Origin of the sequence: Asanoa siamensis, from assembly GCF_016862555.1 — a bacterium.
Taxonomy (GTDB): Bacteria; Actinomycetota; Actinomycetes; order Mycobacteriales; family Micromonosporaceae; genus Asanoa; species Asanoa siamensis.
Genome location: NZ_BONE01000141.1, coordinates 1 through 11375, shown reverse-complemented (window position 1 = coordinate 11375; position 11375 = coordinate 1). Strand labels below are relative to the sequence as shown.

General features: G+C 72.1%; 11 protein-coding genes. 4 read left to right on the top strand and 7 right to left on the bottom strand.

All coding sequences use genetic code 11. The annotated features are described in order from the left end of the window. Together Asi02nite_RS39860 and Asi02nite_RS39855 are read right to left on the bottom strand one after the other, a co-directional pair. A partial coding sequence (locus tag Asi02nite_RS39860) for a hypothetical protein (protein WP_203719243.1) occupies window positions 1-355 on the bottom strand: 355 nt, incomplete at its 3' end. Beyond that, window positions 352-960 carry an RNA polymerase sigma factor gene (locus Asi02nite_RS39855; RefSeq protein ID WP_239127680.1) on the bottom strand — a complete coding sequence of 203 codons (609 nt, stop codon included), beginning with the start codon at window positions 958-960 and terminating at the stop codon, window positions 352-354. The genes Asi02nite_RS39855 and Asi02nite_RS39860, both read right to left, overlap by 4 nt. Window positions 961-974: 14 nt before the next feature. On the opposite strand from Asi02nite_RS39855, the gene Asi02nite_RS39850 reads away from it, so the two are divergent. Continuing rightward, complete coding sequence (locus tag Asi02nite_RS39850; RefSeq protein WP_203719241.1) at window positions 975-1874, top strand: ETEC_3214 domain-containing protein; 900 nt, start codon at window positions 975-977, stop codon at window positions 1872-1874. A gap of 7 nt (window positions 1875-1881) precedes the next feature. On the opposite strand, the gene Asi02nite_RS39845 is transcribed toward Asi02nite_RS39850, so the two are convergent. Then, window positions 1882-2409, bottom strand: a complete 528-nt coding sequence (locus Asi02nite_RS39845; RefSeq protein WP_203719240.1) for a hypothetical protein — start codon at window positions 2407-2409, stop codon at window positions 1882-1884. 171 nt (window positions 2410-2580) lie between these two features. Further along, the gene (locus Asi02nite_RS39840; protein ID WP_203719239.1) at window positions 2581-5496 is read right to left on the bottom strand and encodes an AfsR/SARP family transcriptional regulator; all 2916 of its coding nucleotides are present in this window, start codon (window positions 5494-5496) and stop codon (window positions 2581-2583) included. A gap of 122 nt (window positions 5497-5618) precedes the next feature. On the opposite strand from Asi02nite_RS39840, the gene Asi02nite_RS39835 reads away from it, so the two are divergent. Beyond that, on the top strand, window positions 5619-6329 hold the full coding sequence (locus Asi02nite_RS39835) for an AfsR/SARP family transcriptional regulator (RefSeq protein ID WP_203719238.1): 711 nt from the start codon (window positions 5619-5621) through the stop codon (window positions 6327-6329). A gap of 4 nt (window positions 6330-6333) precedes the next feature. Here the strand turns inward: Asi02nite_RS39835 and Asi02nite_RS39830 are convergent, their stop codons facing one another. The 3 genes from Asi02nite_RS39830 to Asi02nite_RS39820 are packed head-to-tail and all read right to left on the bottom strand — an operon-like array spanning window position 6334 to window position 9467. Beyond that, window positions 6334-7761 (bottom strand): coiled-coil domain-containing protein, encoded by a 1428-nt coding sequence (locus Asi02nite_RS39830; RefSeq protein WP_203719237.1) that lies wholly within the window; start codon window positions 7759-7761, stop codon window positions 6334-6336. A gap of 45 nt (window positions 7762-7806) precedes the next feature. Continuing rightward, a complete protein-coding gene (locus Asi02nite_RS39825; protein WP_203719236.1) occupies window positions 7807-8805 on the bottom strand; it encodes an S-adenosylmethionine:tRNA ribosyltransferase-isomerase in 999 nt (332 codons plus the stop codon). Next, a complete protein-coding gene (locus Asi02nite_RS39820) occupies window positions 8799-9467 on the bottom strand; it encodes an SDR family oxidoreductase (RefSeq protein ID WP_203719235.1) in 669 nt (222 codons plus the stop codon). Before Asi02nite_RS39820 ends, Asi02nite_RS39825 begins: the two co-directional genes overlap by 7 nt. Before the next feature lie 114 nt (window positions 9468-9581). Here Asi02nite_RS39820 and Asi02nite_RS39815 point away from each other — a divergent pair, with 114 nt between their 5' ends. Further along, window positions 9582-10685 (top strand): GAF domain-containing sensor histidine kinase, encoded by a 1104-nt coding sequence (locus Asi02nite_RS39815; RefSeq protein ID WP_203719234.1) that lies wholly within the window; start codon window positions 9582-9584, stop codon window positions 10683-10685. After that, on the top strand, window positions 10682-11299 hold the full coding sequence (locus Asi02nite_RS39810; protein ID WP_275410448.1) for a response regulator: 618 nt from the start codon (window positions 10682-10684) through the stop codon (window positions 11297-11299). The genes Asi02nite_RS39815 and Asi02nite_RS39810 overlap by 4 nt, the downstream gene beginning before the upstream one ends. Window positions 11300-11375 lie beyond the last annotated feature (76 nt).

Sequence of the window (11375 nt, the reverse complement as noted above, 5' to 3'; positions counted from 1 at the left end):
CGCTGGCGGGCCAGGTCGGCCAGACACCGAAGCTTTCCGGGATGTTGTTGCGCCGGTTTTCCTCATTGGCCTGCGCGGGCCCCTTCAGACATTCTCGGCCGGCGAGCCGGACGCCCTCCGACAGGACGTTGTCGCCGAGCGCGTACAGGCCGGCGCCGGGGTCCGGTCGATCGCTCGCCACCAGCGCGAAGGCGGCGACGATGACGGCCGCCAGCCCGGTCGCCGCGGTGAGCAGGTGCCGCCGGCGACGGCGTACCCGCGATGCACCGATGACCGCGACCACGCGGGCCCGCATCTGGTCGCGCCGATCCGCCGGGATCTCCCGCTCCCGCGGGAGTTGGTCGATGCCGCTCATCCTCTTCCCTCCGCCGCGTCCGTGATGATCGAGATGCCCGCCTCGTCGCCGCTGTTTTGGAGCAGCCGGGTCAGCCGGCCCCGTGCCCGGCTGACCCGGGCCCGCACCGCTCCCTCGGTGATGCCGAGCAGCGTGGCGGCGTCGGCATAGGAGACCGCCGACCAGACGCACAACATGAGCGCTTCGCGTTCGGCCCGCGGCAGGCGGCGGACCGCTCGGAGCACGGGCCGCATGCGCCGCATGTCGTCGACGCGGCCGGCCACGTCGTCGGCCATCCCGGCGGCGTCGTCACGATCCCAGGGCACGCGCAGGACCGCGGCGAGCCACCGCCGGGCGGAACGCCGCTCATCGCGCACGGCGTTGGTGGCCACGGAAAGCAGCCAGGGCAGAATCGAGCCGTCCACGAGCCGGGCGCGCTCGCCTTTGCGCCAGGCGGTCACGAACGTCGCCTGGGTGGCATCCTCGGCCTGGGCCCAGGAGGCGGTCAACCGGAAGCAGTGGTTGTAGACGGCCTTCGAGTGCCGATTGAAAAGCTCCTCGAAGGCGTCCTCACCGCCACCGACCGCGCGGGCCCACAGCTCACCATCGGAAGCGCGCGTCCTCACCGTCACACCTCTTCATGGCCGGCGGCGACAAAAGCGTTGCACCGGTCCTCCAGAACCCCCAGTTCGGTCATCTGCGCCAGACTGAACCCGTGGCTGCCGGGGGTGACGTCGCAGAGACGGTGAAGCTCGCGGCGGCGGTCTTCGGGGCCGTCGTCGCGGCCACCACGATTCTGCGCGGGCTCGGCACCTGGTGGAAGGCCGGGCCGGGACGCCGTCGCGAGTGGATGCGCAAGTACCGGTTGCTGGCCCCGCAGGTACACATCGACTACGTGCGGGAGATGTTTGGTCAACCGGCTTTCCAGGAACGATCCAAGGAGGAGGGGAGCGCAGGCTCCATCGGATACGTGTGGTTTTTGGACCACGAGGGCTATCTCCACGTCCTGACCGACGCGGACGGCGAAGTCGTCAGTTACTCCATCACCACCAACAGCAGTCGGTTCCGGCCGCGGCTGCCGATCGGGTCACTGCCGAACGGCAAGCCCGCGTTCACCGTGAAACTCGGCGTCACGCGATTCGCCGACATCGGGCGGTTCGACAACTGCGCGGCGGTCTACCACTCAGTGGGCGCTCGCCGGTACGAGTATCGCGAGCTCTACTACTTCGGGAATCCGGGAGGCTACTTCGACTGGGTCTGTGCGCACAACGACGCCGGGCGTGGCCCGTTCAAGCCGCTCTTCTGGGAGGAAGATCTTCCGGCGTGGTGGCCCAGAGGCGACTTGTCCGCCTGGCTCGACACATTGGACAGCGCAGGGCGTGCGCGGCTGGACGCCGCACGCCAGGGCACCGTCGTGAACACGGTGACCATCAGCAGCGGCCTGGGCGGCGATGCCGGCCCGTACGGCCCGGACCACGACCGGGTGCGGATGGTGGCGCGGAGACGGCCCGTCGCTCAGCGGCTCACGCTCCGGCGTTGACCGGCGGTCAGCCGCGCAGCACCGCCGGGACGGGTAGGGCGAGGTGGTCGAAGAGCGCCGCCAACTTGTGGTTGAGCTCCACGCCCACCTCCGCGATGTCGTCCGCCCCCACCGCGCCGAACGAGCCGAACGTCGCGCTCGGTAGCTCGATGATGAAGTGCGTTTCGGAGGCTCGGCTCGCGATCACTGCGCGCAACGGCGCATACAGCATCGCCGCCTGGTCGTAGCGGTACATGCGTTCCGCCAGGATGTGGTTGCCCATCAGGTAGACCACGCAGTCGCCTGGGTCGTGGGCCAGGCGCATCAGTGGGGCGTCGTCGCTCGACCAGTAGCGGAGGAAGCCCCACGGCGCCGCCGCTTCCACCTCGGTCGTGATCTCCGACCAGTCCGCGGAAGCGGCGATCCGGGCGTTCAACGCCGCGTAGTCGACAGCCGGCACCGCCGCCTCGTACCGTGCGCGGAAGGCCGCGAACGGCTCCGCCACCGGGATGCGGAGGCGGTGGGCCTGGTAGCGGCTCTCGGAGATCACAGCCATCACCGTCGACGCTAACAACTGGAGCGGGCAGCCTCCTGGAAAGAGCGGTAAAGGGACGGGTGTGGCCCGCGCGCCACCGGTGTCAGAGATGCCGGTAGCCCCCGTCGCGTGGCCTCGAAGCCCACGCTAGGACCGGTTACCACAGGATCCCTACACGAAATCTATAAACGCCTATCTGCCCGATTCTTCGAGTTCGCGCCGGAGCGGGCCGGCTTCCGGCGCATTCACTTCCTCGAACAGGGCCAGGGCGTGGCGCAGGTCGCGGCCGATGGCGACGAGTGCGCGCGCCTGCAGGCGCTGGTCGCCGGACTGGCGCGCCCGGTCGAGCGCCGCCTCGTTCGCCGCCAAAGCCAGGTCGGCCCGGCCCATCGCAGCGTGCGTCAGCGCCAGCTCCAGATGGGCGCTGGACATCGCCGTGTGCACCCCCTGCTCGTCGAAGGCCGCGCAGGCCTCGATCAGCACGGCGAGGGACTCGTCGAGCTCGCCGGCCGCCCGCAGCGCGGCGCCGTACGTGACCGCCGCCATCGTCTCCAGGTACCGGTTCTGGCCGCGCGCGGCCAGGTCGCGCGCCTGTCGCGCGTACACGAGCGCTTCTTCCGGTCTGCCCTTCAACAGCCACAGCTCCGCGAGCCCGTCGAGCGCCCGCGAGCGGCTGTCGTCGCTGTCCTGTTCGTCCATCAGGTCGAGCCCGGTGCGCATGCTGACCAGCGCGCCGTCCACATCGCCCATCCGCCGGCGCACGTCCGTGATCGCGACGGTGTGGACGTACGACTCGAAGACGCGCAGCCCGAGGTCGTGGAACGCGGCGCGGGCGGACTCGAGGTGGGTCAGCGCCTCGTCGGTCCGGCCGAGCTGGTCGAGGGACATCGCGAGGTTGGTCCGCGCCCGGGCCGCGTCGGCCGTCCGCCCGGCCCGCGTCCACGCCTGCGCGCACTCGGTATGCGCGGCCACGGCCCGCTCGTAGTCGCAGGTCACCCGGTAGGCGTTGCCGAGGACGTTGAGCACCTCGACCCGCACGTCGCCGTCTTCGCCGTGCCGTTCCAGCGTCGCCGCGATCCGCTCGACGACGCCCAGCCAGCTCGCGATGCCACCGGTCACCCAGCAGATGTGCCAGAGCGGACCGATGATCGCTCCGATGTACGCGGGGAGGTTGCGCTCGGCGGCGGTGTCCAGCGCCGCGGCGAGGTTGGCCCGTTCGGCCTCGAACCAGGCCCGCGCCTCCGTGACGCCCGCGAACGTCGGCGCCGCGGTGCCGGTCGACGTGGTCCGGTAGCCGGGGCGCAGCAGGTCGTAGGCGGCCGCGGCCAACCGCTGGTAATGACCCATGAGCCGGGAAAAACCAGCTTCGTCGAACTCGGGTACGAGCGACGCGGCGTACTCCCGGACCAGGTCGTGGGTCGTGAACCGGCCCCCGGGCAGCTCCTGCACCAGATGCGCCGCGACCAGGGTGGCGAGCGCCTCGTCGACCTTGACGTCGAGCACGGCCCCCACCGCGTCGGCGGTGAAGTCCTGGCCGGGGATGGTGGCCAGCGCCATGAACGCGTCCCGGGCCACCGGCGGCAGCGCCGCGACCGAGCGCCCGAGCACGGCGGCCAGCGCGTGGTGCTCGTCCTCCTCGACCCGCAGCAGCGCCACGCGACCCTCGGCGCGCAGCGCGGCGACGTACGCGGCGATGGTCGTCTCGGGGTGGTCGAGCAGGTGGGCGGCCGCGATGCGGATGGTGAGCGGCAGGCCGCCGCAGAGCGCGAGCAGTTCCGCCGCGTCGGCGGCCTCCGCCTCGTAGCGCCGCGCACCGACGAGCCGGCGCAGCAGCGTGGCCGCGTCAGCGTCGGGCAGCAGGTCGAGCACGACCCGTTGCGCGCCTTCGCGGGCGATCAGGCCGGTGAGCATGACCCGGCTGGTGATCACGACCTGGCACCGCGGCTCACCGGGCAGCAGCGTGCGCACCTGCTCGATGTCGCGGGCGTCGTCGAGGAGCACGAGCATCCGCTTGCCGGCCACCGCGGCGCGATAGCGGGCGGCCGCGTCGTCGACGTCGCTGGGCAGCTCCGCGCGCGGCACGCCGAGGCAGGACAGCAGATGCCGCAACGCCGTCGCCGTGTCGACCGGTGGGGCGTGCCCGAAGCCGCGCAGGTTGACGTACAGCTGCCCGTCCGGGAAGTGGTGTGTGACCCGGTGCGCCCAGTGCACCGCCAGCGCCGTCTTGCCCAGCCCGCCCAGGCCGCCGATGGTCGCGATCACCGTGACCGTCGACTGCTCCCCGAGCGTCTCACTGAGCTGCCGCAACTCCACGTCGCGACCGGTGAAGTCGCGCAGGTCGTTGGGCAGGAAGTTGCCGACGGGCCGCGGGTCGGCGGGGGCGCTGAGCCGCTCGCCGCGCAACACCCGCCGGTGCAGCGAGCGCACCTCCTCACCCGGCTCGACGCCCAGCTCCGTGGCGAGCGTCGCGCGCAGGGCCGCGTACACCTCCAGCGCCTCGCGGGTGCGACCCGACGAGTGCAGCGCGGTCATCAGGCTCGCGTGGATCGACTCGTTGAAGGGCCATTCGACGACCGCCGCGCGCAACCGGGGTACGAGCTGGTGGTGCCGCCCGAGGGCGAGGCCGGCGCGGACGCTCTGCTCGACCGCCGCGAGGCGCAGGTCCTGCAGGCGCGCGGCCTCCTCGGTCGCCGCGGCCAGCCCGGCGACGTCCTCGAAGGCCGGCCCTCGCCAGAGCGCCAGCGCCTCGTCCAGCAGGTCGGCGGCCACCTCGACCGGAGCATCGGCCGCCGACGCGACCAGCCGCTCGAACCGGGCCGCGTCGAGCTCCTCCGGCGCCAGCGCGAGCAGGTAGCCGCCGTTGCGGAAGCTGACCCGGTCGGGGTGGTCCAGCCGGCCCCGCAGGTGGTGGATGTAGACCTGGGTCGTCTTGCGCGCGGTCCGCGGCGGCTCGCCCGGCCAGAGCTGCTCGATGATGGCGTCGATCGACATCGGTTCACCGCGGCGGGCCAGCAACATGGCCAGGATCCGGCCGGGCATGCCATTGGGAGCGGGTACGACGGAAGCCCCGTCCACCAGGCGCAACGCGCCCAGCACCCCGAACTCCATCCCAGCTCCCAACCGTTCTCCAACCGCCTCCCCATACCGTCGAGAGGCTGGCGCCCGACCGACGCCGGCCCGGCACCATGCGGGGAGAGCACGCGTTGTTAGAGATTAGTGTCCTCGGTCAGGTGGACGTCAGTCTCGACGGCCGCCCGGTCGCCGTCGGGACCCCCAAGCAGCAGGCCGTGCTCGCCCTGCTGGCCCTGCGCAACGGCCAGCCGGTCGCCGTCGACTCCCTCGTCGACGACCTCTGGCCGTTGCGTCCGCCGGCGTCGGCCCTTGCCAACATCCAGTCGTACGCGTCGCACGTCCGCCGGATCGCCGGCGCGGCGCGGCTGGTCCGCCGGGGCACGACCTACACCTTGACGCTCGCGGAGCACGAGCTCGACCTGGCGCGGTTCAACCGTGCCCGGCGGGCGGCCGAGGTGGCCCGGGCCGCCGACGACGTGGCGGCGGAGCTGCGGCACCTCGACACGGCGGCCGGGTTGTGGCGGGGTTCGGTGGCCGACGGGTTCCGGCACGGGCCGGTGACGGCGGCGCTGTGCCAGATCATCAGCGACGACTACCAGGCGGTCGTCGAGCGGATGGCCGAGCTGCACCTGCGGGCGGGGGCCGCACCGGCCGCGGCGCGGCTGCTGCGTACGCACGTCCGGTTGCATCCCTTGCGGGAGAGTGCGTACGTGCTGCTCATGCGGGCCTTGCGGGCGAGTGGTGACAATGCGGAAGCGCTCGCGATGCACGACCTGGCCAGCAGCAATCTGGCGGCGCAGCTCGGCATCCGGCCGGGGCCGCAGTTGCAGGGGCTGCGGGCGCTGATCCTCAACGAGAGCCGCGCCTGACGTCTCAGGCGGGTCGGGCCTCTTCGGCGGGTTCGGGCTGTCGCGCGTCGGCCTCGGGCCGTTGCTGCCGCGGGTCGAAGATCGACGGTTCGTCGCCGTTGACCGCGTCGGGGCGCTGCCGTGGCTCGAACATCGACTCGCCGCCGTTGACCGGCTCCGGCTGACGCCGCGGCTCGAACATCGACGGCTCGCCACCACCGCTGACCGGCCGCGCGGGCTCGAACACCGACGGCTCACCACCACCGCTGACCGGCCGCGGCTGCGCGGGCTCGAACACCGACGGCTCACCCCCACCACTGACCGGCCGCGGCTGCGCCGGCTCGAAGACCGCCGCCTCGCCGCCGCCACTGACCGGCCGCGCGGGCTCGAAGTAGGGCTCCTCGTCGGCCTCGAGATCAGGCGCCGGGGCCGCCGCCGTCGGGATCTGGTCGGGCCGGATCGCGACCATCTTGAACTCGCCGGTCTGCTCGCTGATCGCCGCCGCCGCCATGACCGCGGCCGCCGCGCGGTCGGCCATCCGCTTGGCCTCGCGCTGCATCCGGGCCCGGGCCTCGAGCGTCTGCTGCTCGACCGCCTCGGCGCTCTGCCGCGCGTGCTCGAACCGGGCCACCTCGGCGTTGAGCTCCTGCCGGGTGACACCGAGCCGGTGCGTGAGTTGCGCGAGCTCCTGCTCGGTCGCCGCACCGTCGTGGCGGAGCTGACCGAGCTGCTGCTGGGCCTGCTCCTGCGCGTTGCGGAGCTGGGCCAGCGCCTGCTGGCGCGCGTCGATCTCCTTCTGCGCCATCGTCAGCTGCTGGTGGTGGGCCTGGATCTGCTGCTCGGCCTCGGCCTGCCGGGCCTCATCGGCCTCCTGCGCCGCCGTCCGGTGCTCGTTGATCTCCCGCTCGACGTCGGCGCGCCACTGGGTCAGCTCCTGCTGGGTCTGCTCGTGGGCGGACTCGATCCGCGCCCGCGCCTCGCCCTCGGCCCGCTCGATCGAGGCGACGCTGGCCTCGTGCCGGCGCTGGGCCTCCTGCTCGGCCGCTTCGAGCGCCGCCTGGCCCTCGTCGCGCAGCCGCTCCGCCGCCTCGCGGGCGGCCTCCATGACCTTCTCGGCAGCGGCCTTGATCTCGTTGGCCCGCTCACCGGCGGCGTCGATGATCGCCTGACCCTGCTTCTCGGAGAGCGCCAGGATCTCGTCGACCATCGACCCGAGGTGGCGGAAGGAGGCGCGGTCGAGGCGCGGCGGCCGGTCCCGCAACTCGCTCAGCTCGCCGTGCACCTGCTCGAGGTTGCTGGTGAGGTTGCGGATGTGGTTGTGCGCCTGCTCGCGTTCGGCCGCGAGCTGCGCGATCCGCTCCGCCGCTTCGGCGACATGCCGGTCGACCTGCTTCTTCTCGTAGCCGCGCATCGACGTGTCGAACGTCGGCGTGGCGTACACACCTTGAGACATGCGCCATCCTCCACTGCACGCGCTCGAACGGCGGGACTATACCGCTCAACCGTCGCCCTCCGACAGCAGCAAGTTGACGTCGCCGAACTCGTGCCATCGGTACCCGGCGCCCAGCGCCTCCTGGTAGGCGCGCCCGACCAGGTCCCGCCCGGCCACCGCCGCCAGCAGGTCGAGATGCGAAGCGCGCGGTTCGTGGAACCCCGTCAGCAGCCCGTCCACGACCCGCACGCCCCGCTCCGGCGTCACCACCAGGTCGGTCCAACCCCGGCCGGCCCGCCCGCCGGTGGTCTCCAACGCGCGTACCACCGTGGTCCCGACGGCGATCACCCGCTTCGCCCCGGCCAGGACCCGCGCGGTCGCGACCGGCACCTCGAACCATTCCGGGTACGGCCGCTCGTGCGCCTCCGCCGAGGCCACGCCCGTGTGCAGCACGATCGGCACCAGCAGGACGCCGGCGGCGACGAGCCGGGTGACGACGCGGTCGGTGAACGGACGGCCGGCACTGGGCATCTCCGCGCTGCCGGGATGCGTCGCGAACACCGTCTGATACGACGGCAGCGGCCAGGGTCGCGGCACGTACCGGTAGCGGATCGGCTCTCCGTGCACCGCGAGGTAGCCGCGGACGTCGCTCGCGAACGACACCTCGGCGATCCAGAGCCGACCTCGCGTGTACGGGCTGCGCAGCGTGACCGACCCGCCGCCGCGCAGGTCGAACCGTTGCCCTGCCACCGCCGTTGTCAGCGGCCCGGCGTTGTCGGCGCGCCGGGGTTCGACGAGCCAGGTGCCGTCCGCGATGGCCGTGGAGAAATGCACGACATTTCCGTCAAGAGTGGGTACGGCGGCCGGCAACGTCGCCGACGTGTTGACCACCAGCACGTCACCGGCCCGGAGCAGCGCCGGCAACTCGTGGAAGACATGATGCGACTGGGCTTTTTCGGTCGAGACGAGGAGCCGGACCCCGTCGCGGGGCACGCCGCGCGCCTCGGGCGGCTCGTGCGCCTCGAAATGCTCCGGCAGGGTGAAGTCGACCGTCGCCGTCACCATTGCGCGACCCGGACCCGGCCCGACTCCGGTCGCGCGGCCAGCAGGCGCAGGAACGCCGGCACGACCGACTCCGGCTCCGGGCGGTCGCTGATGTCCTCGCCGGGGAACGCTTCCTGCTGCATGCGCGTACGCAGGTCGCCGGGGTCGGCCCACCAGACGCGGACGTCCGGTTCCTCCGCGGCGAGGATGCGGCTGAGCTGTTCCAGCGCGGCCTTCGCGGACCCGTAGCCGCCCCAGCCGGCGTACGCCTCGATCGCCGCGTCCGAGGTCAGGTTGAGCACGGCTCCGCCGCGCTTGCGCAGCGCTGGGAGGGCGAGCTGGGTGAGCACGAGCGGCGCGTGCACGTTCACCTCGTACACCTCGCGCAGCACCTCGACCGGATAGTCGGCGAGCCGGGGTTGCGGCGAGGGCCCGAGAATGCCGGCGTTGTTGACGAGCAGGTCGGCGCCGCCGTACCGGTCCGCGACGTCGATCAAGGCCTTTCTGTGCACGCTGTCGGTGACGTCGCCGGCGACCGGGATGACGCCCGGCCCGAACCCGACCGCCGCGAGCGCCTCGGCGTCCCGGCTGTCGACGACGACGTTCCAGCCGGCGCGGGCGAGCCCGCCGGTCAGTGCGCGGCCCAGGCCCCGGGACGCGCCGGTGATGATCGCTGTTGTCATGCCTCCGACGCTAGGAGCGACGGCCGCCGATGCCATCGGACCAGGGACGGGGACCTTGGTCCTAGGACCATCGGCCGGGGGATCAGAAGCGGTCTGACGCGCTACGGTGCGAAGGTGGACGCGCGCGAAGAGCTGCGGGCGCTGAGCTCCGCCGTACTCGCCGTGACCGCGCGCCGGTCGGTGCGCGAGGTGCTGCAGACCATCGTCTCCGCGGCCCGGCGGTTGCTGAACGCCCGGTACGCGGCGCTCGGCGTGCCGGACGCGGACACGGGCTCGTTCGCGGAGTTCGTGGTCGACGGGGTCAGCGACGCCCAGTGGCGGTTGATCGGCCCGCTGCCGCGCCAGCACGGCCTGCTGGCGGTGCTGCTCCGCGAACCGGAGCCGCTGCGCCTGTCTGACATCCGCGCCCACCCGCGCTTCGAGTATTGGCCGAAGCACCACCCCGAGCTGCGCGATTTTCTCGGAATGCCCATCGTCCACGGCTCGGACATTCTGGGCGCCCTCTACCTGGCCAACAAGCGCGACGGCGCGTTCTCGCAGGACGACGAGGACCTCCTGCGAATCCTGGCCGGTCACGCGGCGATCGCGTTGATCAATGCCAGGTTGTACGAGCGGAGCCGCGAGCTGTCGGTGCTGGAGGAGCGCGACCGGATCGCCCGCGAGCTGCACGATTCGGTCGCGCAGAAGCTGTTCAGCCTGCGCCTGTCCGTGGACGCCGCGACGGCGCTGGTCGCCCGCGACCCGGGGCGGGCAACATCGCAGCTGGCCACGGTCCGCGCGCTGGCGGCGGAGGCGTCGGACGAGCTGCGCTCGATCGTGGTCGGCCTGCGCCCGGCGGACGTGGCGGCCGAGGGCTTGGACGCGGCGCTGCACAAGCAGGTGCGGCTGCTGGACCAGGTGCACGCGGCCAGGGTGACTTTGGAGGTCACGGACCCGGTGCCGCGCCTGTCGCCGGCATGCGAGGACGCCGCGTACCGGATGGCACAGGAGGCTCTGCACAACGCGCTGCGACATTCGTCGGCGCGTACCGTCGCGGTCCGCTTGTTCGCCGTGGATTCGTCTCTTGTCGTAGAGGTCTCGGACGACGGCCTGGGCTTGCCGTCGAGCGACCTGGGCTTGACGTCGATGCGCTCGCGAGCTGATGCGGTAGGCGGCCGCCTGGTGGTCTCCTCGAATCCTGGCACGGGCACGACGGTCCGCTTGGAGGTGCCGCTGTGATCCGCGTACTGATCGTCGACGACCACGCGATGGTCCGCCAGGGCTTACGCGCGTTCCTGTCGGTGCAGGACGACCTATCGGTGGTCGGCGAGGCCGCGGACGGGGCGACAGCGGTGACGCTGGCGGAGGAGCTGGTCCCGGACGTGGTGCTGCTCGACCTGCGCATGCCAGGCACGGACGGGGTGGCGGCTTTGCGGGCGATGACGGCGCTGGGCCTGCCGTGCCGCGTTTTGGTGATCACGAGCTTCACGGAGCCATCAGCGGTGCTGCCAGCGGTCCGCGCGGGGGCGGCGGGCTATGTCTACAAGGACGTGGACCCACCGGCGCTGGCGGCGGCGATCAGGTCGGTCCACCTTGGTCATACGCTGCTGCATCCGGAGGTGGCGCGGGCTTTGACGGAGGGCGAGGCGCTGGCTGACCCGGCCAGGTTGACGCCGAGGGAACGCGAGGTCCTGAGGGAAATAGGCCGAGGACACTCGAACCGCGAGATAGCCCGGGCGTTGGGTCTGGCGGAGAAGACGGTCAAGACTCACGTCAGCGCAATCCTGGCAAAGCTCGGGGTCCAGGACCGCACACAGGCGGCCCTCTACGCAGCCCGCGCCGGCCTGACCTGAGCATCGGCTCCGCCCGCGTCCCCGCGAAGCGGGCTATATAGCGTCAAGCATCGATGTATGCTGCTGGATACCGCCT